Source organism: Clostridioides sp. ES-W-0018-02 (genome assembly GCF_020658175.1).
Taxonomy (GTDB): Bacteria; Bacillota; Clostridia; order Peptostreptococcales; family Peptostreptococcaceae; genus Clostridioides.
The window spans coordinates 1,082,863-1,106,801 of record NZ_JACVVY010000001.1 but is presented as its reverse complement, the minus strand read 5'-3'; the positions used below and the strand labels follow the sequence as shown (position 1 = coordinate 1,106,801).

At 28.1% G+C, this 23,939-nt stretch carries 21 protein-coding genes; 16 read left to right on the top strand and 5 right to left on the bottom strand.

Features of this window, described 5'->3' with window-relative positions:
• Positions 1-17: 17 nt before the first annotated feature.
• Positions 18-1,061, top strand: coding sequence for a M56 family metallopeptidase (locus tag IC219_RS04935; RefSeq protein WP_227830731.1), 1,044 nt, complete (start codon positions 18-20; stop codon positions 1,059-1,061).
• A gap of 63 nt (positions 1,062-1,124) precedes the next feature.
• Positions 1,125-1,730: a peptidoglycan-binding domain-containing protein gene (locus IC219_RS04930; RefSeq protein ID WP_227830730.1), complete on the top strand. Its 606-nt coding sequence runs from the start codon at positions 1,125-1,127 to the stop codon at positions 1,728-1,730.
• 107 nt (positions 1,731-1,837) lie between these two features.
• Here IC219_RS04930 and IC219_RS04925 read toward each other — a convergent pair whose 3' ends face one another.
• Positions 1,838-2,854 (bottom strand): alpha-hydroxy-acid oxidizing protein, encoded by a 1,017-nt coding sequence (locus IC219_RS04925; protein ID WP_227830729.1) that lies wholly within the window; start codon positions 2,852-2,854, stop codon positions 1,838-1,840.
• 332 nt (positions 2,855-3,186) lie between these two features.
• On the bottom strand, positions 3,187-3,369 hold the full coding sequence (locus IC219_RS04920; protein ID WP_227432649.1) for a hypothetical protein: 183 nt from the start codon (positions 3,367-3,369) through the stop codon (positions 3,187-3,189).
• 325 nt (positions 3,370-3,694) lie between these two features.
• On the opposite strand from IC219_RS04920, the gene IC219_RS04915 reads away from it, so the two are divergent.
• The 11 genes from IC219_RS04915 to IC219_RS04865 all read left to right on the top strand — a co-directional run bounded on the left by IC219_RS04915 (position 3,695) and on the right by IC219_RS04865 (position 17,756).
• Positions 3,695-4,114: a DUF3785 domain-containing protein gene (locus tag IC219_RS04915; RefSeq protein WP_227432650.1), complete on the top strand. Its 420-nt coding sequence runs from the start codon at positions 3,695-3,697 to the stop codon at positions 4,112-4,114.
• 130 nt (positions 4,115-4,244) lie between these two features.
• The gene (locus IC219_RS04910) at positions 4,245-6,086 is read left to right on the top strand and encodes a GGDEF domain-containing protein (protein WP_227860517.1); all 1,842 of its coding nucleotides are present in this window, start codon (positions 4,245-4,247) and stop codon (positions 6,084-6,086) included.
• Positions 6,087-6,169: 83 nt separating this feature from the next.
• On the top strand, positions 6,170-7,996 hold the full coding sequence (locus tag IC219_RS04905; RefSeq protein WP_413926921.1) for a diguanylate cyclase domain-containing protein: 1,827 nt from the start codon (positions 6,170-6,172) through the stop codon (positions 7,994-7,996).
• A 21-nt stretch (positions 7,997-8,017) separates the two neighbouring features.
• On the top strand, positions 8,018-10,009 hold the full coding sequence (locus tag IC219_RS04900) for a sigma 54-interacting transcriptional regulator (protein WP_255612851.1): 1,992 nt from the start codon (positions 8,018-8,020) through the stop codon (positions 10,007-10,009).
• Positions 10,010-10,269: 260 nt separating this feature from the next.
• Entirely contained in the window at positions 10,270-11,529 is a 1,260-nt protein-coding gene (locus IC219_RS04895; protein ID WP_227432654.1) for an aminotransferase class I/II-fold pyridoxal phosphate-dependent enzyme, read from the top strand.
• A 60-nt stretch (positions 11,530-11,589) separates the two neighbouring features.
• Positions 11,590-13,377: an indolepyruvate ferredoxin oxidoreductase subunit alpha gene (gene iorA / locus IC219_RS04890; protein WP_227830726.1), complete on the top strand. Its 1,788-nt coding sequence runs from the start codon at positions 11,590-11,592 to the stop codon at positions 13,375-13,377.
• A 1-nt stretch (position 13,378) separates the two neighbouring features.
• Positions 13,379-13,954 (top strand): indolepyruvate oxidoreductase subunit beta, encoded by a 576-nt coding sequence (locus IC219_RS04885; protein ID WP_227432656.1) that lies wholly within the window; start codon positions 13,379-13,381, stop codon positions 13,952-13,954.
• A gap of 53 nt (positions 13,955-14,007) precedes the next feature.
• Positions 14,008-15,078, top strand: a complete 1,071-nt coding sequence (gene buk / locus IC219_RS04880; RefSeq protein WP_227830725.1) for a butyrate kinase — start codon at positions 14,008-14,010, stop codon at positions 15,076-15,078.
• A gap of 216 nt (positions 15,079-15,294) precedes the next feature.
• Positions 15,295-15,996, top strand: coding sequence for a YczE/YyaS/YitT family protein (locus tag IC219_RS04875; protein ID WP_227432658.1), 702 nt, complete (start codon positions 15,295-15,297; stop codon positions 15,994-15,996).
• A 60-nt stretch (positions 15,997-16,056) separates the two neighbouring features.
• The gene (locus IC219_RS04870; protein ID WP_227432659.1) at positions 16,057-16,563 is read left to right on the top strand and encodes an NUDIX hydrolase; all 507 of its coding nucleotides are present in this window, start codon (positions 16,057-16,059) and stop codon (positions 16,561-16,563) included.
• Between the two features lie 170 nt (positions 16,564-16,733).
• Positions 16,734-17,756, top strand: a complete 1,023-nt coding sequence (locus tag IC219_RS04865) for an AI-2E family transporter (RefSeq protein ID WP_227432660.1) — start codon at positions 16,734-16,736, stop codon at positions 17,754-17,756.
• A 142-nt stretch (positions 17,757-17,898) separates the two neighbouring features.
• Here the strand turns inward: IC219_RS04865 and IC219_RS04860 are convergent, their stop codons facing one another.
• From IC219_RS04860 to IC219_RS04850, 3 genes are all read right to left on the bottom strand, one after another.
• Positions 17,899-18,207, bottom strand: a complete 309-nt coding sequence (locus IC219_RS04860; RefSeq protein WP_021385244.1) for a DUF1540 domain-containing protein — start codon at positions 18,205-18,207, stop codon at positions 17,899-17,901.
• Between the two features lie 61 nt (positions 18,208-18,268).
• Complete coding sequence (locus tag IC219_RS04855; protein WP_227432661.1) at positions 18,269-18,697, bottom strand: hypothetical protein; 429 nt, start codon at positions 18,695-18,697, stop codon at positions 18,269-18,271.
• A 225-nt stretch (positions 18,698-18,922) separates the two neighbouring features.
• A complete protein-coding gene (locus IC219_RS04850; RefSeq protein ID WP_227432662.1) occupies positions 18,923-20,380 on the bottom strand; it encodes a carbon starvation protein A in 1,458 nt (485 codons plus the stop codon).
• A 419-nt stretch (positions 20,381-20,799) separates the two neighbouring features.
• On the opposite strand from IC219_RS04850, the gene nadA reads away from it, so the two are divergent.
• Genes nadA through nadC form a run of 3 tightly spaced genes read left to right on the top strand, consistent with a single transcriptional unit; the run spans position 20,800 to position 23,845 of the window.
• On the top strand, positions 20,800-21,714 hold the full coding sequence (gene nadA, locus IC219_RS04845; RefSeq protein WP_227830724.1) for a quinolinate synthase NadA: 915 nt from the start codon (positions 20,800-20,802) through the stop codon (positions 21,712-21,714).
• 12 nt (positions 21,715-21,726) lie between these two features.
• Entirely contained in the window at positions 21,727-23,028 is a 1,302-nt protein-coding gene (locus tag IC219_RS04840) for an L-aspartate oxidase (protein WP_227830723.1), read from the top strand.
• The gene (nadC, locus tag IC219_RS04835; RefSeq protein WP_227830722.1) at positions 23,009-23,845 is read left to right on the top strand and encodes a carboxylating nicotinate-nucleotide diphosphorylase; all 837 of its coding nucleotides are present in this window, start codon (positions 23,009-23,011) and stop codon (positions 23,843-23,845) included. Before IC219_RS04840 ends, nadC begins: the two co-directional genes overlap by 20 nt.
• The last annotated feature ends 94 nt before the right edge of the window (positions 23,846-23,939 follow it).

The following is a 23,939-nucleotide window of genomic DNA, read 5'->3' as shown; positions in this document are numbered from 1 at the left end:
TTTTAGTAATCTAGGGGATGAGTAATTATATGTTACATATCTTTGAAAATATTATGCAGGTATCTGTTATATGTAGTATTTGTATTTGTCTATTATTATTTTTGAAAAAATGTTTATTTAAGAATCTTAGTAAAAAATTTAATTATTATATTTGGTTGATAATAATTTTTAGAATGTTATTTTTTATGTTTAATTACACAATAATGTATGAGGTAAAAGAATTAAAAAGAAATGGAATAGAAAATAATATTACACAAGTCAATATTCCTATAGATAATAATTTTATGCTTTATCTGACCTGTTTATGGGTAATTGTAACTATATTCATTGCAGGCTATTCACTTATAAAATATATAAGATTTAAAAACCTTGTTGTTGATGTATCTTATGATATAGAAGATGACGACGCTAATTGTATTTACGAAAACTTATTAAAAGAATTAAATATAAAAAAGAAAATTAAATTGAGAGGTTCTGATGAGCTAATAAGTCCAGCAGGTATGGGATTATTTAAATCATATATATTTTTACCAGATTATCCTTATAGTAAGGAGGAGTTAAACTGGATTTTAAGACATGAATTGATGCACTTTAAAAATAAAGATATTTTAATAAAGTTTGCAGTATTATTTGTGAAAATAATATATTGGTTTAATCCACTTGTTTATATAATGAGTAATAGAATAAATCTAGATTGTGAATTGTGTTGTGATGAAAGCGTTTTGGTTGATTGTTCTTTAAAAGAAAAGAAAGAATATGCATTAGCACTTATAAAGTCAATTAAGATGAGTAAAAATTATCAGAGTGGAATTTTAACTACAGAGTTTAATAGGACAAATTTAGAAAAGAGATTGGATAGCATCATTAAGAAAAAGGGAAGAAGTGGTATTTTGATAGCCTTGATTTTGATTTGTATATCTTCAATAACTTATCTTAATATCGAAAAAATTAGTTTTGATAACTCTAATATTTTGAGGACAATAGGGATTCTCAATAATACAAAGGCTGATCTTAAAGAGGAAGGTTTATCAGGTCGTACACGTATGTATCAAGACTATTAAATTTATAAATAAATATTTAAATATAATATTTTTACAATAAAAATATCAAGGAGGAGTAGAATATTGAAAAAAATAACAAAGGTTTTGGTAATTACATCTTGTCTGACTTTGACATTTAGTAATATTGTATTTGCAAATTCAGATAATAAAAGTTCTAACTATGTGAATATATCAAATGAAAAATCTGATGAAAAATCATTTACAATTTCAGGATATGAATTTACATATAAAAATGCACCAGAAGAAGTCAAGAAAGGGTATGAGAAGAGTTGTGAGGAGTTTAATATAGAACCTTCTCCAGAGAACTTAATCTTTGTGCCTGATGATGGTATTAATATGTATAATTTAGATATGTATAAAGAGGCTAGAGTTTGGTTTGATGTTGCATATTCTAAAAAAGGTGGTTATTTCACAGTTGAAGGTGGAAGTAAGAAGTATACTGTAAGTACAGATGTTACTGTAGGTTATGGGCATATTACATCAGGTAACCCAGTACATTTAACTCAAATTTTATGTAAAAATTTGGCAGGTGTTAATATTGAACCTGATAGTCAATTTGGAAGTAATACATATAATGCAGTTAAGACATTACAAGGTAAACTTGGTTTAACAAAGGATGGAATTGTAGGAAAACAAACTTGGGAAGCTGCAGGAAATAGAATTCCATAAAAATGAATTAAAGAAATAATAAGCTAATAAGCTTATTATTTCTTCTTTTTATTTAAAATAATTAAAGGTATTCTTGTTAGAAGTTAGTTTAATTAAATCTTTTATAATCACTTCCATATAACCCTACCATCAATATCCTTAACCTCTTGACAACCAGTTAAAATCATAGTCTCACATAACTCATTCCTAACCTTATCTATAAAAAACTCAACACCATCAAGACCTCCACCAAAAGAAGCAGTAACAAAAGGTCTTCCCATCAAAACAGCATCAGCACCCAAACCTAGCATCTTAACCACATCAACACCAGTTCTAACACCACCATCAGCAAGTATAGTTATCTTTCCTTTTACAGCCTTAGCTATATCTGGAAGCACCTCACAAGTACCAGGAGTATAATCAAGAACTCGTCCACCATGATTTGAAACAACAATAGCACTAGCTCCAGACTCTACAGCCATCAAAGCATCATCCACAGTCATAATCCCTTTTATTATAAAAGGCAATCTAGTCGCTTCAACCAACTCTCTAATCTCTTCAACTGTCTTAGGTGAAAAAGGATTTTCTTGAAGCTGATTATTAATTAATCCACAAGCATCAAGGTCTACACCAACTGCAAAAGCACCAGCCTCTTCAGATAATCTAATTTTTTCTATTATCTTTGAATTTTTCCAAGGCTTTATAAATACAATTCCATCTCCATCACTATCTTTTAAAACGCCTAAATTATCCAATAAAAAAGTATCTACATTGGTATCTCCAACCATGGCATAGATTCCAGAGTTATAGCAACCTCTAACAACAGGTTCTATGTATTCTTTTTCAGAAATCTTACCACCCATATTTAACATAGTACCTGATACAGGTGCAGCAAATATAGGAGCACTCATTTTTTTACCAAATAACTCGATAGTAGTATCTGGATTTGAAACATTATGTATTACTCTCATATTTATTTTTACTCTTTCCAAGCTTCTTCTATTTTCTATAAAAGAAGAGCCACTTCCTTTTCCTCCCATGCCAGGAACATTTCCAGCACAAGCTAATCCATTACAAATCTTACAGACTTTACACTTTCCATTAAAGTTATCTCTAGCAGATTCTAATAATTCATTATAGTTCATATCAAATTCTCCTTTTCATTATATTAAAATTGAGTATTACTATATTGAAAATATCTTAATTGTAAATGAAGAGATGATATTGTGATTAGTTAAACTGAATAATACATATTAGATATTTTTATTATTGTAGGTAAGTAAATTATAGCATATTAGATAAATAAACTTAAATTGTTTTTGTTGATATAGTATATATATAGGATATTTATTAAAATTCAAAAAGGCCATATATAGATTTTTTTAATCTATATATAGCCTTTAAATTTATGTCAATTTCTTTTTTATCAATGAATAAATAATATAGAATACAATATACAAAAAAGTTGCTCGAAATGTTAGGCTAATCCCCATTTACAAAGCAACATCATTATGCTATGTAAATTTGAATCAACAATGTTTTCACCATACTTCACCATAAAGTCATCTAATTGTGTGTCTATAAATGAATAATATCCACTTATGCTATCAATATATGCAGTCATTAAGTGTATACATTCATCACTTTTATCTTTATACATCTGTATCTCCCCCTATACAATATATAAAATTTGATACTAAATCGTATCTTATAAAATAGTTAAGTGTGTTACATCTATATCCAATCTCTGTATTCATATACTTATATTAATAGGTAAAGTGAATTTTGACAATAGGTTTTGAAAAACTGGATGTTCAAAACGTAAAGTTGGGTTTTAAGATAATTAAGTAAATTATATGTATACAATATATGTATATAACTTACTTAATAAGAAATATTATAAAATTATATAACAATTACTTTTATTAAGAATGTTTAAGTGGTAGAATAACTTGGGAGATTAATAATTATTAGGAGGATATAATATGAGTTTGTACAAGTTTATATATGAAGACAAGGAATATTTATTAAAAGAAGATAATTGCAGTGCTTTAATAAATGATGAAGAAAGTCCAATTCAAGAAATAAGCATTCCAAAAATAATTGAGATACTTAATGAATCAGAAGATGTTGATTTTGATATAGAATACTATCAAGAAGCATGCCCATTATGCTTGGAGGGTGTAAAAGAAAAGAAAAAATTCTTTCCGTTTTTAGAATATCATTTTTATATTTTTAGTAAGGATGGAAAATATGTAATAAGTAATATATCTAGTGATTATAAAGGGATGTCTTTTAATAAATTATCAAGAGCAAATAAAGTTGATAATAGTTACATTGTAAGTGTGATAATTTGCGAAAATTGTCAAGATTATATAATTCAAATAGAAAATTGTATAGTTTAGTGTAATTTATGTCTTAATTTAGGAGAAATTTCTAAATTAAGACACCGACTTTTTTTAAAAATAGTATGGAAAATTACTAAATTTATGAGATAATGAAAGTCGGAGGTGGGTTACAATATATAATAAATATTTGGAAGATATAGATAGTATAATTTTAGATTCAATGTTTAAGCTGACCTTGAATGAAAAACTATTAAATAATGATAACTTTTTTGAAAAAAGAATTGATGAAATTAACAATTCAATTAATTCCTACAAAACTGAACAAAGTAGTTTAATGTTATTAAAATTAAATTTTTTGCTAGCTTTACTGTATGGTATTCAAGGATTTAGTGAAAAAATGAAAAAGTATATTTTGATTTCCTGTAAATATATTGAACAATACTTACCTAAAGATTATGTGTTTTTAGCACGATTTTATTCACAAATAGCCATTTTAAGTTTAAAGAATGAAGATGTAAATAGAGCAGATCTATATATAGATAAATTTAATCTTATTTGTAAGGGGAGCAATTTTTTAGTGGAAGAAATTATCTTTGAATCTCAATTGATTTATATTAAAGCAAGTAAATGTATTGATTCTTCTATAATAATTAAGGAAATAGAAGACTTATATATAAAAGTAAAAGAAACTAATGATTTTAATTGTAAAAAAATATATTTTTTTATAATTGGTAAGATATATTTTTTGTTTTTAGATGATGCATTAATTGCTAAAATGAATTTCTTAAAAGCAAGAAAATATGCAGAGTTATCAAAAGATATAGAAGTATGCTCACTATGCGATATAAAGCTAGGGGAATGTGAATGTTCATTTGAAAATTATGAAGGAGCAAGAGGATACTTTAATGAAGTAATAAAGAATAAGAAATATACAAACGTAAATATAATTCAAAAGTATAGAGCATCAAATAACATAACTAAATTATTAATAAAAACTAAAGACTATTCAGGTGCTATAAATAATTTAGCAAAATCTGAAGTATATTTGGAAAAATTTAAGAATCAAGATTTAAAAGAAGTAGAAAAATTAGACTTATGTATAAATCTAGCTATGTACTATGCAGAAAGTAATGAAAAATCATTTGAGAAATCAACTTGTTATTTAAATCGGGCTAAAAGTTTATTAAATAACATAAATAATGTAGAAGAGTATATAATATATGATTTAGAAGTGATTTATCATCAGATTAATATATATTATATATTTGAAGATTATGAAAAGTCTTTGATTACAAGCAAAAAACTTCTTGAAAAGGCTAAAGAAGCTAAAAATTATAATTATGTGAAAGAAGCATATAAAACTATACACATGTGTTTTGAGAAGATACAAGATTATGAAATGAGTATGAGATACTTTAAAATGTACTATGAGTTAAAACAGATGTATATGAAAGCTAGGAATAGAAATTATATAGACTCCTTAAATTATAGACATGAACATATCGAAAAAGAAATAAATAATATGAAAAAAATAAAACTCGATTTAGATAAGAAAAAATACATCGACCCTTTGACAAATGCTTATAATAGAGCATATTTAAATAATTTCTTAGAAAAACAAGAGATTAGTGAGTACAGTTCTGCATTTATGATAGATGTAGATTATTTTAAGGAATACAATGACACTCATGGTCATTATAATGGAGATATTGCTCTTAAAAATATAACTATGATAATAAAAAAATATTTAAAAGAGGACATGTCTGTTATAAGGTATGGAGGAGAGGAATTTTTAATATTGTCTATATGCAAAGATTATAGAAAAAGCAAAGTATTTGGAAAAAAGTTATGTAAGGTTGTAAAAAAATTCTTAAATGATGATTTGACGATTAGTATTGGTATTGATACTTGTAAAAATAGTAGTATAGATATAAGTGAAATAATTGAAAATGCGGATAAAGCCTTATACAAAGCAAAACAAACTGGAAGAAATAGATGTTTGCATTATTATGATTTTAAGAATTTTTAACTCTTGAAATAGGATTGGTGATTTACTTGAAAGGGAGTTTAATAGAAGATTTAAAGAGAAATATAAAAAAGATAGAATATGATATGTTGACTAAGTTCTATCTGAATTTGACCGATTTAAACTACATCTTGGATTATCACAAAGACCTTTTAAATACAAAAATAGATGCTAAAGATAGAGTCTATATTTTATATTTAATTAGTCTAATAAACTATGTAAAAAAAGATAGAGAAGCATCGTATAATTATTTGATAGTTTCACTAAAAGATATTAAACAATTATCACTAAAAGATGATGCAGATATAATATCTAAGATTTATATTTATCTTACTCTATCTGCTATTTCTATAAAAAAATACGATAAAGCAAATCATTTTTATTTTTTAGCCAAAAAAATTATAAAACAACAACGTTTGAATGAATTATTGGTTTTGTTTAACATGAGTTTATGTGTAGAAATAAGTGCACTATATAAAACTAAATCTGAAGTAGTACTCTTAGTAGAGGAAGTATCTTTTTTTAAAAAATTAAAAAATAAAGTTCTTGTAAGTAGAGCGAATTATATATTTGGTAGGGTATATCTATACTTATTTAACAACTTTATAAAAAGTATGGAGTATTTGATTGAATGTCTAAGATTAGCCCAGGAAAATAATCTATATTCTATAGAAGCTTTTTGCAAATGTATAATAAGCCTCTGTTATTTAGAAAGTGGGAATAACAGAGAAGCCATAAAGTATATAAAAAATGCACTAGATGTTGCACATAATAATAATTCAGTATGTTCAACTGAAAGAGTAGCAATAAAAATAGACCTTATATGGGCATATTTAAAAGAAGATATGAATAAAGAAGCAGAAGTTGTTTTAGAAAAAACTATAGAACTGATGGATGTTGTTGAAGGCGTATATAAAGATTATTTGTACTCATTCATATTTTTATATTCAGCCGAAATAGAGTTAAAGAAAGATACTTGTAATTTTGAAAGAGTAAATGCATATTTGATTTTATCAAAAAACATATATAAAAGTTTTGGAGATGTTTTTATATATAATTCTAAATTAGATTATATTTATAAGTTATATGGAGATTTATATATAAAATTTAACAATGTAGATGAAGGAATAAGATATTATTTGAAAGGTTTAAACTTAGTTAAAAAAAGTTCATTAAATCCTAAAAAACTGTCGATATTTTATGGCCTAATAGCAAAAGGATATGAATTGAAAAAAGAGTTCAAACTAGCAATTGAATATTATAAAAGTATGGATTGGTATTCAGATAAGTGGGAAAAAAACAATTCTTATAAAACATCACAAGGTATTCATAAACAATATGAATTAAGACAAAAACAAGAAAGTTTAAGATTACTTGTAGATAATAATAAGAAATTGGAAAATGATATTCTAACTGATGGACTAACTCGACTATATAATAGAAGATACTTAGAACAACAATTGAATTTATTCAATGAAGATAGAGATAAAAATATGATGGCAATATTGATTGATATGGATTATTTTAAAAGCTATAATGATAACTATGGTCATCCAGCAGGAGATAAAGTTATAATTAAAGTAACTGACATTATAAAAAATGTATTTATAGATATTACTGAACACATAATTAGATATGGAGGAGAGGAAATCTTAATATTAGTAGATTCTATAAAATCAATAAATGTTGAAGAGATTGATAAGATAGAAATATATATTAAAAGAGTTTTTAAACTTCTTGAATTTGAAGGAATTGAACATATATACTCTAAAGTAGAAAACTATGTGACTATAAGTGCTGGAGTAAGTATAAAAAGATGTCGTAGTAGAAAAGATGTCGAGATATTAATTGAAGATGCAGACAAAAACCTATATAAATCAAAAAAAGCAGGTAGAAATCAGTATATACTATAATTTAAAATTGAGGTGATTTTATTGCAAAAGAAGATAGGAATTATAGCCTCTGATATTGAATTAAAAGAAAGAATAGAAGAATTATATAGAGAAGATGTAGAAAATGGAACTATAATAATCGACATACTTAATCTTGATTTAATGGAAAATCAAGGACGTATACTTGTTGAGAAAGGTGCTCAAGCTATAATCGGTAGAGGAGGAGGTTATAGTTTAGTAATAGACACAGTAAGTGTACCTGTAATACCCATGAATATGAAATCAACCGACCTTCTAAGAGCAATAGAAATGGCAAAGCGATATTCTAAAAAAGTAGTATTAATACTTGGAGATAATGAAGTTTCTTTTGATTATGTTGGTTGGAGAAATGTCATAAGTACTGAAATAACTGAAGAATGGTTTGAATCTAAATACGAAATAAGAAGTAAGGTTGTAAAGTATATAGACCAAAAAGATGAAGTTGTAATAGTTGGTGGAGGTCTAGCGTGTTCTTTTGCGAGACAATATGGTATTGATAGTGTATTTGCAACTGCCAGTGACGAATCTATAAGAGAAGCTGTTGAGTATTGTAAGAAATTATTAGATACATTAGGCGAGGAAAAATTTAATAATGAAGTATTAAGAAATATATTAGATGGTATAAAAGATGGAGTAATTGCTATAGATAGTAATGGAAGTATAATTTTGTACAATGAAAGTGCAAAAAACATGCTTAAAGTAGAAAGAAAATGCGCGCTTAATAAATATATTCTAGATATATTTCCAAAAATGGGATGGCTATTAGATTGTCTACATGAGAAAGATGATGTAGAAGATAGGAAGATAAGAAATATAAACAACTTGATTGTTAATACTAGAACAACATTAATAAAAGTAGATGATAGCACTTATGGAGTTTTAGGAATAATACAAGATATAACTAAGCTACAAAATTTAGAAAGAAAAATAAGGTTTGATTTAAATCAAAAAGGTCTATATGCTAGATATACTTTTGATGATTTTTTATTTAAAGATAAATTAACAAAGGAATTTATTGAAGAAGCTAAAAAAATTGGGAAAAGTGATTACACAACGCTACTTTATGGAGAAAGTGGGTCTGGTAAAGAAATTATAGCCCATAGTATACATAATATAAGCAAAAGAAAAGACAGGCCTTTTGTGGCTATAAACTGTGCTACTATAGCAGAAAATTTACTTGAAAGTGAGCTTTTTGGATATGAAGAAGGTGCATTTACAGGTGCTAGGAAAGGTGGAAAAAGAGGGTTATTTGAACTTGCTCATGGAGGAACTCTTTTTCTTGATGAAATAAACAGTCTCTCATTTAATATTCAGACAAAACTATTAAGAGTAATAGAGGAGCGACAAATAATGAGAATTGGCTCTGACTACATAATACCTTTGGATATTAGAATCATAGCAGCTACCAATGAATCTTTAACAGAAAAAATAGTTATGGGTACATTTAGAGCTGACTTATTTTATAGATTAAGTAGTTTAGAGATAAATATCCCTCCTTTAAGAGATAGAAGAGAAGATATAATACCATTGTTTAATAATTTTGTAAATGAAGTTTTAAAGGATGATGGTTTACATGGAATAAACAGTATAGATGAAAATTTTGCTATAACTAAGGATGAGATAAATGCGCTATATAATTATAGTTGGCCTGGAAATGTTAGAGAGCTAAAAACAATAGCTCAAAAGTATGTTGTGACAGGGAAAATTAAATTAAGAAAAGAGCAAAACTTTAAGGCTAAAGAAGCAGTACCTAGTTCCAGTGTAGAAGAATTTAATGTTGAAACAACAGCCAGTATGGAAACTACAGATAAAGTCATAGATATAAGTAAGATAAATGATGGTAAGGTAAGTATAGATATAAAAGAAGTAAATAAGTATGTTGAAGAAAAAATAATAAGCATGCTTTTTGCTCAGGGGCTTTCCAAAAATGAAGTTGCACAAGTTCTTGGAATAAGTAGAACATCTCTATGGAAAAAGTATAATAAAAATATTTGACATAATTACATATAAATTATTTTGAAGTGATGTTAATTTTTCAAAACGAATGTTAAGAAAAATTAACATTATTTTTTTGTAGAATTTTATTTTTTCAGACAAGTACATAGATTTGTAAGAAAAATAACTTAAACACTTAATTTTAGTAGTGAAAAAAATCAGAATTCTAAACAAAAGTAGTTTTACATAAAGTTAAATTTGTTGGCATGCTAATTGCTTAATATAAATGTGAGAGTAAATACAATTTTAGGGGTGATGGTATGAGTCAAAGTATGGTTGGTAAGCATGCAATGTGGCCAAAAGAAAATGATGTTATATTTAGCTTATCTGGAAGAGCTCAAGCAGCAGAAAAAGCTTTAGGTATGGATAATGTAATAAATGCAACAATAGGCGCTCTAATGGATGACTCAGGAAAATTAATAACAATGAAAACTGTATATGATGAATATAAAGCATTAGATAACTGTGATATAGGTGCATATGCAGCCCTTGAAGGTCAGCCAGACTACTTAGAAGCAGTTAAAAAAGTATTTTTTAGAGATTACTTACCAGAAGGACATATAAGAGTATTAGCTTCACCGGGAGGAAGTGGTGCAATAAAACTAGCTGTATGGAATTATACAAATGAAGGTGATGAAGTGTTAACATCTGATTGGTTTTGGAGTCCATATGTTAGTATAGCTGAAGAAGCTAATAGAAAAGTAGTAAACTACCAATTGTTTGATGAAAATAGAAAATTTAATTTTGATTCATTCAAAGAAAATTTTGTGAATATAGCAGAAAAACAAGGAAGAGTTTTTACAATTATAAATACACCAGCTCACAATCCAACAGGATATAGTGTTGCAGATGATGAGTGGGATAAAATATTAGACTTATCAAAAGAAGTTGCACAAGATAAAGACAAAAAGATAATATTTTTCGTAGATTCAGCATATATTGACTTTGCAGGTGATGATGATGTATGTAGAAAATTCTTTAAGAAATTTTCTAACTTGCCTGAAAACGTTCTTATATTAGTTGGTTTTAGTATGTCAAAAGGATTTACAGCTTATGGAATGAGAATGGGAGCTATAATTTGTATATCTTCAAATGAAGATGTAGCAGAAGAGTTCCATTATTCATGTGTTCATTCATGTAGAGCAAACTGGTCAAATTGCAATAGAAGTGCTATGGCAGTTCTATCTAATATTGTAAATGACCCTAAAAAATTCAAAGAATATGAGGAGGAAAAAGAAGTATACAAAAAAATGCTGACTAGAAGAGCAGATGTATTTGTAAAAGAAGCTGAAAGAGTAGGATTAGAAATTCTTCCATATATAGCAGGTTTCTTTGTAAGTATACCATGTGATAATCCAAGAGAAGTATGTGAAGAATTAACTAAACACAATGTATTTGCAATTCCATTGAAGATGGGATTAAGATTTGCAGTTTGTGCAGTTTCAGAAGAAAAATGTAAGAAAGCACCAAGTATTATAAAAGAAGCACTTGAAAGTTTAGAAGTAAAAATAAATAATTAATTTCATTGAACAAATTGGGTGGACTATGAATTTAATAATTGTAGATGGAGGGAATTTTATATGAAACAATTGATGACAGGTAATGAGGCAATTGCACGTGGAGCCTATGAGGCTGGTGTTAAATATGCATCTGCATATCCAGGTACTCCAAGTACAGAAATACTAGAAAATTTAGCAACATATAAAGATGCAATAGTTGCAGAATGGGCTCCAAACGAAAAGGTAGCACTTGAGGCTGCTATAGGGGGTTCAATTGCAGGAGCAAGAACTATGGCTTCTATGAAACATGTTGGTGTAAATGTTGCAGCGGATCCAATATTTACTTATGCATATACAGGCGTAAATGGTGGTATGGTACTTATTACTGCAGATGAACCGGGAATGCATTCATCTCAAAATGAACAAGACAATAGAATGTATGCAAAGTTTGCAAAGATACCTTTATTTGAACCATCAACTAGCCAAGAAGCTAAAGATATGATAAAAGAAGCTTTTGAAGTAAGTGAAAAATATGATACACCAGTTTTATATAGAGTTACAACAAGACTCTGTCACTCAAAAGGTTTAGTAGAGTGTTATGATAGAGAAGAAGTTGAAATTAAAGAGTATGTGAAAAATGCTAAAAAAATGGTTACTGTTCCAGCAAATGCTCAAATAAGAAGAGGCGTTGTTGAAGAGAGAATGGAAACTCTTAAAAAATTCTCAAATGAAACTGACTTAAACTACTATGAAATAAATGATACAAAAATAGGTGTTATAGCTTCAGGTATGTGTTGTAATTTTGCTAAAGAAGTATTTGAAAAAAATGCATCATATATGAAGTTAGGATTTACAAATCCATTACCTTATGAAAAAATAAAAGAATTTGCAGACAAAGTAGATAAAATATATGTAATAGAAGAAAACGACCCATTTATAGAAGAACAAATAAAAGCGTATGGAATAGATTGTATTGGAAAAGATGTAATACCTCCATATGGAGAAATGACACCAGATGTTTTAAGAAAAGCTATATTTGGAAAAACAAATGACACTATAGAATATAAAACTGAATTAGTAACACCAAGACCACCAAGTTTCTGTGCAGGATGTCCACATAGAGGATTCTTCTATGAACTTGGAAAGAGAAAAAATTTAATAGTTGGTGGAGATATAGGATGTTATACTCTTGGATTTGCTCCTCCATATAATGGAATAGATTATGTTGTTTGTATGGGTTCTGCCTTTGGAACTGCACATGGTGCTCAAAAAGTTCTTAACATGAAAGAAGGAAATGAAAAGAGATTAGTAGGTGTACTTGGAGATTCAACTTTCTTCCATACAGGAATAAATGGTCTTTTAGATGTAGTTTACAATAGAGGTAATTCTATATCAGTAATATTAGACAATAGAATAACTGGAATGACAGGACATCAAGAAAATCCAGGTTCAGGATATACTTTACAAGGTGATAAAACTAAAGATGTTGACATAGAAGGATTAGTCAAAGCTTGTGGAATAGAACATGTAAGAGTTATAGACCCTAATAATCTAAAAGAAGTAAATGAAGCATTAGATTGGGCTTTGGCTATAGAAGATGAACCATCTGTAATAATCACAAGATGGCCATGTGTACTTAAAAAATTCTCTAAAGAAGATATAGAAGAGTTTGATAATCCATTTAAAACTAAGTGTAAGGTTGACCATGATAAGTGTATAGGATGTAAATTATGCTTAAAAACTGGATGTCCAGCACTATCATTTGATAAAGAAAATAAATTATCAAATATAGATAGAAATCAGTGTGTAGGATGTGGAGTATGTTCACAAGTTTGTCCAAAACAAGCAATAGTTAAGGAGGAAAAATAATATGACTAAGAGTATACTTTTGGTAGGTGTAGGAGGTCAAGGAACTATACTTGCTAGTAAATTATTAACTATGGGATTGATGGAAGCTGGATATGATGTAAAAATGAGTGAGATACATGGTATGAGCCAAAGAGGAGGTTCAGTTTCTTCACAAGTTAGATATGGAGATTGTGTTCATTCTCCAGTTATAGAAATTGGAGGAGCAGACATTTTAGTATCTTTTGAAAAGATGGAGGCTTTAAGATGGTTTAATTATCTAAAGCCAGAAGGAAAAGCTTTAGTAAATAATCATAGAATAGACTCTATGACTGTTTTAATCGGAGGAGCTGAATATCAAGAAAATGATATAGATGCAGAATTAAATAGATTAAATGCAAAAGTGATAAATGCAGCAGATAAAGCTGAAGAATTAGGAAATGCAAAGATAATGAATGTTATTTTATTAGGATGTCTAGTTAAATCTATGGAACTAGAGTCTATTGACTGGGAAAAAATTATAAGTGAAAATGTTAAACCAAAATTTGTCGAGTTAAATATAAAAGCTTTCCATGAAGGTATGGAAATGGTTGGCAAATAGTTTATAATATATATAAGATAAACTATAGAAATTAATGCGAAAGGAAGAAAAGTATGACTTATAGAATATTAGCCATAAATCCAGGTTCTACTTCTACAAAAATAGGAGTATATGATGGAGAAGAACAAATTCTTGTGAAGACGATAGACCACCCAGCAGAGGAGATTGCAAAATATAATACAATTCAAGACCAATTTGAAATGCGTAAAGAGGCAGTTTTAAGTATTCTTGAAGAAAACAATATAGATTTAAAATCTCTTAGTGCAATAGTTGGAAGAGGTGGAGTTTTACCACCAGTAAAATCAGGGGCATATTTAGTAAATGAAGAAATGATTGATGTACTTAAATATAGACCAGTACTTGAGCATGCTTCAAATTTAGGAGCAGTTGTTGCACATGCAATATCAGAACCACTTGGAATAAATTCATATATCTATGATTCTGTTGCAGTAGACGAACTTATAGATATAGCAAGAGTATCTGGGCTTTGTGGAATGGATAGAGCAAGTGCAGGGCATGCATTAAATACTAGAGCAATGGCTTTAAAATATGCTAAAGATAGAGGTAAAGATTACAAGAGTTTAAACTTAATAGTAGCTCATATTGGTGGAGGAGTAAGTATTTATCTTCATGAAAAAGGAAGAATGGTTGATATGTTATCTGATGATGAAGGGCCATTTTCACCAGAAAGATCAGGAAGAGTTCCTGCTACAAAATTAGTAGCTGCTTGTTATTCAGGTCAATGCTCAGAAAGAGAAATGACTAAAAAGATAAGAGGTAAAGGTGGTATAGTTTCATATTTAAATACTGTAGATGCTAGAGAAGTTGAAAAGATGATAGCAGAAGGAAATGAAGAAGCCAAAATTATTTATGAGGCAATGGCATATCAATTGGCAAAAGGAATTGGAGAATTAGCAACTGTAGTAGATGGAAAAGTTGATGCTATAATTATAACAGGTGGAATTGCATATTCTGAAATGTTTACTTCAATGGTTAAAAAGAGAGTTGAATTTATAGCTCCAGTAGAAATTATGGCAGGAGAAAATGAGTTAGAATCACTTGCTTTTGGAACTCTTAGAGTGCTAAATGGAGAAGAAGAAGCTAGAATTTATAGTGAAAATTAATTAAATTAACTAAAAATGTTTAAATATTAGAAAAGTGGTATATCTATTTTTACACTAAAGCTTAGAATATAGGTGAAGACGTGTAAAATATGGATTGCCACTTTTTTTATGATTGAAATTCTATATTAAAATGATGAAAAATTTTGTAAAACTTTGTACTTATATATATATTTTATTGGTATTTATTGTTATTATTATTATGAGGAGTGATTTTTAATGGGAAAAATTAATTTAAAAAGTATGATAAGGTTGTTTTCAGGTTTTTTTATATTTGCAATTTCTTCTGTGCTTATGGTTAATGCACATGTTGGTCTTATGCCTTGGGATGTGCTTCATCAAGGTTTATCTATAAAATTAGGTATAACTATAGGTCAGGCGTCCATATTGGTAGGTGTTATAATCGTTATATTGGATGCAGTTTTTGGTGAAAATATAGGATGGGGTACATTGCTAAATATGACATTTATAGGAATTTTCATTGATTTAGTAATATTTTCAGGTGTGATACCTCATGCAAGTAATACTTATATAGGAGTATTCATGGTTGTTATAGGAATCATCTTAGCTGCTATAGCTAGTTTTTTGTATTTAGGAGTTTGCCTTGGAAGTGGGCCAAGAGATGGTCTTATGATTGCTCTTCAGAAAAAAACTAATAGGTCTGTACGTCTTGTTAGAACAGTTCTTGAAATATTAGCACTCGTTGCTGGTTGGTTATTAGGTGGTTCTGTAGGAATTGGTACACTTGTAAGTGCTTTAGGTTTAGGGTATGTATTACAAATAGTGTTTAGAATGTTTAAATTTGATACAAAATCTCTTAAACATAGATTCATTATAGATGATATAAAAGAGTGGAAAGAAAAGAAAAATGATGAACATAAATGTAAATCAAGCATTGTAATAAAAAATGAACAAAATTAATTATACTAAAATGTATCTATATTTTAGTTAACTTTATAAGGAAAGTAAGGAGATTTGAAAGTGGAATTATGGGATTTGTATAATGCTGATGGAATTAAAACAGGAAATGTTATAGAGCGAGATAATTCTATTGAAGAAGGATATTATCATTTAGCAGTTGAAGTGTGGATTGTAAATAGTAATTTTCAGGTTTTAATTCAGAAAAGGTCTGAAAATAAAAAGACACTGCCAAATATATGGGGGATGACAACTGGATGTATTGTTTCTGGAGAAGAAAGTTTAGATGGTGCAATTCGTGAGGCTAAGGAAGAAATAGGAATTGATATATCCAAAGATGAGATAAAGATTTTTAGAAGTATGATTCATGGAGATACTTTATGGGATGTATATTTAGTTAAAAAAGAGTATGATGTATCAAATGCAATTTTACAAAAAGAAGAAGTAAGTGATATAAAATGGGTAAGTACAGGTGAAATAAGACAATTATTAAAAAAGGGCTTATTTTTTGAATATCCAGAGATATATGATTTACTATCTGATATAGATAATAATGATTTAAATATATAATGTAGGCAGAATTAGATATAAGTATGTATTATCTAAAATTATCTTCTCTAAAATTTAATGTTGTATTAGGAAGAATTAATGCATTATTTTTAATGTTCTCCTAATTAGATTTTAGAATTAGAGTAATAAGTTTGATTGTTAAGTAGTAAAAATCTGGGGAGGATTACGCTGTGGAGAATAATAAAGAATTGACACCCGATAGTTCAAAATATAAGATTGTTTCTATATCTGTGGTAGTGATTATTTTAATTACATTTTGGTATATGTTAAATATGGTGCTTTTAACATTTATAATGACTTTTGTTTTTTATAATTTATTAGTTTCCATAAGAAAAAGAATTAGGAAATTATTTTCTTTCTATGTTCCTGATTCATTAATAATTATAGTATTATATTCGTTATTTGCTATATTATTAGTACTAATTAGTTATGCAGTTGTGCCAATAATTATAGTTCAACTTACAGAGTTAAGCAGGATTTTAAGTAATTTTGATGTAAATCAATTTGCTCAATCTTTAGGGCCAAAGATTTATCCTATTGTTTCAAAGTTGGATTTTAATAAATATATTTCACAGGCAGGATTGTTAATAGCATCAGCAGCAACTAAAGTTGGAAGTTTTGGGATAAATATATTACTAGCTTTTTTACTTAGTTTACTGCTTTTACTTGAAAAAAATGATATTAAAAAATTTGGAAATAAACTTGCAGAAAGTAAAATTTCTTTCATCTATAATTCTCTTGTATTTTTTGGAAAAAGTTTTGTGAAAAATTTTGGTGATGTAATGAAAGTACAAGTAATGATTGCATTTATAAATTCTATTGTTTCTATGATTTTTTTAGGATTTATGGGTTTTCCTCAAATATGGGCTTTAGGGCTTATGATTTTTGTTTTGGGTCTTATTCCAGTAGCTGGAGTTATAGTGTCTTTAATTCCATTAACAGTAATAGCCCTTAATATAGGAGGAATAGCAAAAGTATTTGGCGTTTTGGCCATGATTTGTATAGTGCATGCAGTGGAAACATATATATTAAATCCTAAGTTGATGTCAAATAGAACAAAACTTCCAGTTTGTTTTGTTTTCATTATTTTACTTGTAGGAGAGCATTATTTAGGTGTATGGGGATTATTAATTGGAGTTCCAATATTTATGTTTCTTATGGATATATTTGGTGTAAAATTTAGTTCAAGATGATAACTTATAATTACATTTACTTCCTAATACATAATGCTTTAATTGTAAAAAAGAACCTATAATAGATATCTTTTAAAAGGTATCTGTTTTATAGGTTCCATTTTATTTTTTATAAATACTAAATAGTTAAGTATCAATGAAATTATTTCATTTCAAAAGTTTCACAGCTTGCATTTCCTGAGTTTATATGAACTTTTTCAGCCTTGCAAAGTTCATTCTTGTTGTATTTACATTTTACAGCTTCACAATGAATATTATCTGTATCAACTTGGTTAGTGTCATTAGAACGACTAGTTATACCAGATGTATATTTGTCTTCAAAAGAAGCACAGTAAGTATTTCCTGTAGTAGTTGCTTGCATTCCATCTACTTTTATGCTACCAGCATAACAATATCCACTAGTATTATAAGCACAGTTAGTAGCATCACAATTTAAATTATTATTTTTCATAAATAACCTCCTAAGTTTTTTATTTAAACTTATTATGTGAAGTTATTTGAATTTTATACACTTATTTACAATTACATTTCTTACATTTAACAATTATATCTTCAGAAGTTTCTCTTCCTAAATTTTTATTAATATGATACACATCAATATTTTCAGTTGAACCACATATAGAACATTTAAAGTTGTTCTCTAGTAAAGTTCTTTCTCTAAACAACTTCCAGTACATAGAATTAATATAATCATTATAGTTTACCTTAAGGCATGTCTCAAGAAAGTTTATGTATAGATTGTCTAAATCTCCTGTATTTAAGTCTGTATATTCTGGCTCAAAATATTCACAACATCCTCTAAAATCAGGTTTGGTATCTGAAATAACACATTTAATATCATATCTGTAATCTAGGCTAGGCCCCTTCAATGAAAGGTGTGTACAAAAAGAACAAGATGTTTCTGGTAAATTTTTTTCTAGTTCATGTAATTTATTATTCATAAGTATTCCTCCAAAAAATTATTTTGAGTATATAAAAAATGTAGATTATTTTAAATCTTTTATTTATTTATATTAAATATATAGGATAAATATTCCAATAAAAGGTGGCTGTTTATTTATTAATGTATTTAATAAGAAAGAGGCTAATCTCTATTTTGAGACAGCCTCTTTTTATTGAGTTATTTAAAATTAAAAGTTTTAATAAAAATCTAATAATATTTATATTTAGCTAGCTAGATTTGTATCCGTTTTGCTTTTTAGTTTTCTGCCATAGTATACAGTTAAAACAGCATACAAAACAGTAAAAATGGTAGCTAAAATATATGATATATTTATACTTAAGTTAAATCCAATTTGAGCATTGAATATATAACTAGAAATTACAAAAGAATAAAACATACCTGGGATTAAGCTTATGATATAATTTTTTTCTTTTATTATAAGATAAACTGTAATCATAGCAAAGGCGAATATAGCAATAGTTTGGTTACTCCAAGAGAAATATCTCCATAATATATTAAATCCAGAAGTGCTAAGTTTTGCAAATATAAGGATGGCTATAACAGGAATAAATATACAGATTGATAATATAACACGATGTTTCTTTTCTTTTTGGTCATAATGGAAATAATCTGCAAGCATTAATCTTAAAGATCTTAAAGCTGTATCTCCAGAAGTTATTGGTAAAACAATAACACCTATTATAGCTATAATACCACCAACAGAACCAAGTAAGTCTCTAGCAACTAAACCTATTACATCAGGAGAACCTATTAATTCACTAGGTATTCCTTTATTGTAAATACCCATAGCAGCTGCCGCCCAAATCATGGCAATTAAACCTTCCAAAATCATCATATTATAAAAAGTGCTTCTACCTTCTTTTTCATTTGAAACTGATCTTGCTATAAGAGTAGCTTGAGTTGAGTGGAATCCAGAAACAATACCACAAGCAACTGTAACAAAGAATGTAGGGATAAGAGGAATTCCATTAGGATGGATACCTTTCCAATTTGCTAGGCTTAAATTGGCTAAGTCATAACCCTGTGTAAATATTCCAATTCCAACACCAGCAGCAGATAAAAGTAGAATGGCTCCAAATATTGGATATATTTTTCCTATTATTTTATCAATTGGAAATAGTGTTGCACATAAATAATATACAAAGATGATTCCATAAACTATCCAAACGACTGGATTATTGATAGTTGATTTCATATTTAGAATTTGAGTAACTACCAAATCTCCAGGTGTATAAATAAAAACTGCACCAACCAAAAGCATTAATAAGCAAAGGAAGATATTATAAACTTGAAAGACCTTATTACCTAAAAATCTGCTGATAAGAGAAGGCATCTGTGCTCCTTTTTCTCTTATACTAATCATTCCACTCATATAGTCATGTAAAGCTCCTCCTAATACACAACCAATAGGAATTAGTATAAACGCAATTGGACCAAATAAAATACCTTGTATAGGTCCTAAAATCGGTCCTGTACCAGCTATATTAAGCAACTCAATAAGACTATTTTTCCATTTTTTCATTGGAACATAGTCTACTCCATCACTCTGAGCAAGTGCAGGTGTTTTTCTGTCATCTGGGCCAAATACCTTTTCACAATAAGCGCCGTATAAAGCACCTCCTATTAGTAAAATAGCCAAACCAATTAAGAATGTTGTCATAACATCACCCCATTTATAAAATTTTTTGGATTCTGTATACATATTGTCTGAATGTGTAAGTTTTTATAAGATTTTATACTTAAAACACTTACAAATTCTATAAAGTATTAAAACTAATATAATTTCAGAAATAAATACATATACATAATCATGCACTTAGTATACAGGTATTTGGAAAAAAATTCAATATTATAACAAGAAAGAATATAAAAAATATTCTGATAATATTCTACAAAAAATTAAAAAATACAAAAAAAATAATTTAAATAGAGGTAAAAAAATGATAAATTAATTGATAGTGTAAGTGTCTATATCTTAACAATATTAAGAGGTCTAAAATTCTTGAAGAAAAAATAGTCAAGTGATATAATGAATTTACAGGTGTATATACACTAGTACATATAGAAAGCGGTGCAATTATGGATAAAGATTTAACATATCAAATCAAAGAGCTAAAGAAAGAAAAAAATGCAATAATACTTGCTCATTTTTATCAACCACCAGAAATACAAGAATTAGCAGATGCAGTTGGAGATTCGTATTACTTAAGTGAAATTGCTAGAGATTGTAAAGAAGAAGTGGTTGTATTTTGTGGTGTGAGATTTATGGGAGAAAGTGCTAAGATATTATCACCTGAAAAAACTGTATTGATGCCAGTAAGTAACGCTGGATGTGCTATGGCAGATATGGTAGATGAAGAAGGCGTGATAAAACTAAAACAACAGTATCCAAATGCTTTGGTTGTATGTTATATAAACTCTACAGCTAAAGTTAAAGCACATTGTGATGTTTCAGTTACATCATCTAGTGCAATTAAAATATTAGAAAACATAGATAATAAAGAAATTATATTCCTCCCAGACAAGAACCTAGGAGGATATATTGCAGAAAAATTCCCTAATAAAGAATTTATATTTTGGGATGGATATTGTAAATATCACAACAATATAAAAGTTGCAGAAATAATTGAATTAAAAGAAAAGTATAAAGATGCAGAAGTATTGGTACATCCAGAATGTAAAAAAGAAATAAGAGACTTAGGTGATTATGTAGGTAGTACATCAGGAATAATAAAATATGCTACTAACAGCAAAAATACAGATTTTATAATAGCAACTGAAGAGGGTATCTTACATGAATTAAAGAAAAACAATCCTAATAAAAATTTTTATATTCCTGGTGGAAGAATACTATGTACAGATATGAAAAAAACAACATTAGAGAATTTGTATAGTACTCTTAAAAATATGGAAAACGAAGTTATTGTAGAAGATGAAATTATGGAAAAGGCTTTAAATTCACTGCTTAATATGCACAGATTAGCAGAAGGATAGAGGGATAGACTTATGAATTTAGAACAGGATGTTTTAATAATTGGAAGTGGTGTTTCGGGACTATATTGTGCATTAAATTTGGATAAAAATTTAAATGTGTTAGTAGTATCAAAATCTACAATTGAAAACAACAATACATATCTTGCACAAGGAGGAATTTCAACTGCTAGAAATATTGATGATATAGAATCTTTTGTAGAAGATACAATGAAGGCTGGTCAGTATAAAAATAGGGTTGAAGCAGTCAAAGTTCTTGCAGATGAATCTATAGAAAATGTAGGTCAAATAGTAGACTATGGTATGCCTTTAGACAAAGAAAATGGAGAGATAGACTATACAAGAGAGGGAGCTCATAGCGTAAATAGAATAGTTCATAGCAAAGATAATACAGGAGAAGTTGTTTTTAAGACTCTATTAAAAGAAGCTAAAACTAGGGAAAATATAACTCTTATAGAAGATGCTTATCTTTTAGATATATTAAAAGATGGTAATAAGTGTATAGGAGCTAGAATTTTTAAGTCTCAAAAAGAAATTCATATCTTTTCAAAGGTAGTAGTTTTAGCTACAGGTGGAATTGGTGGACTTTTTAAAAATTCTACGAATCAAAGACACCTTACAGGAGATGGAATTGCTATAGCATTAAGAAATAATATTAAAATAGAAAATTTAGAATATATTCAAATACACCCAACAGCTTTCTATGAAGAAAATAGTGAAGGTAGAAGGATGCTTATATCTGAATCTTTGAGAGGAGAAGGGGCTAAACTTTTAAACAAAAACAAAAAAAGATTTGTAGATGAACTTCTTCCAAGAGATGTAGTTTCAAAAGCTATTTTTGAACAAATGGAAAAAGATGATTTGCCTTATGTATATTTAGATGCAACACACTTAGATAGTGAATATTTAATCAATAGATTTTCTTTTATATACAATGAATGTTTAAATAGAGGAACAGATATAACCAAAGAATATATAAAAGTATCTCCTGCACAACATTATTTTATGGGAGGGATACATGTTGATTTAGATTCAAAAACATCTATGGAGAACCTATATGCAGTGGGTGAAATTAGTTGTACAGGTGTTCATGGAGCTAATCGACTAGCAAGTAATTCACTACTTGAAGGTCTTGTATTTTCAAAAAGAGCAGCTAAAAATATAAACTCAGTTATAGGTAGTATAGAAGTGAAGTTTATAGAAGTATCAAATATAGAGGTGGATGTAGAAAAAATAAAGGAAGAGAATAAAATATTAGTTATAAAAGAAATAGAAAGAACAAGTGAGGATTTTGGCGATGAATTATTTGATTATTGATAAAATGATACAAGATGCTTTAATAGAAGATGTTCCAAGTGAGGATATAACAACTAATTCTATTGTAGATGAAAATTCTAAGTCTACTGTAGATTTAATTTGTAAACAAGATGGTATAATAGCGGGTTTAGGTGTGTTTAAAAGGGTTTTTGAAATACTTGGAGATGTAGAGGTAGATTTGTATAAAAATGATGGCGATAGGGTAAATAATGCAGAAAAGATAGCTGTATTAACTGGAAATACTAGAAACTTACTTGTGGGAGAACGTGTAGCGTTAAATTATTTACAAAGAATGAGCGGAATAGCTACTGCTACAAGTATGTATGTGGAAAAACTTGAAGGTACAAATACTAAACTATTGGATAGTAGAAAAACAATACCTAATCTTAGAATTTTAGACAAATATTCTGTAAAAGTAGGTGGAGGATGCAATCATAGGTTTAATTTATCTGATGGAATATTACTTAAAGATAATCATATTGGAGCTGCAGGTGGCGTCAAAAACGCAGTTGAATTAGCTAGAAAAAACACATCTTTTGTTAGAAAAATAGAGGTAGAAGTGGAAACTCTAGAAATGGTAAAAGAAGCTATAGAAGCTAAAGCAGATATAATAATGTTAGATAATATGAATTTGGAGACAGCAAAAAAGGCTATAGAAATGATAAATGGGAGAGCAGTTGTAGAGTTTTCTGGAAATGTAAATTTAGATACAATAGAATCTATAGGAAAAATTGGTGTTGATGTTGTCTCTGTGGGAGCGCTTACACACTCAGTGAAAGCACTTGATATAAGTATGAAAAACTTAAGAAATATATAAGACAGGACTAAAATAAATTTAATAAAAAAGTATTGAACAGATTTAATTTAATAATGTGATAAATAATTAAAATAGATTACTTAAATAAGCTAGA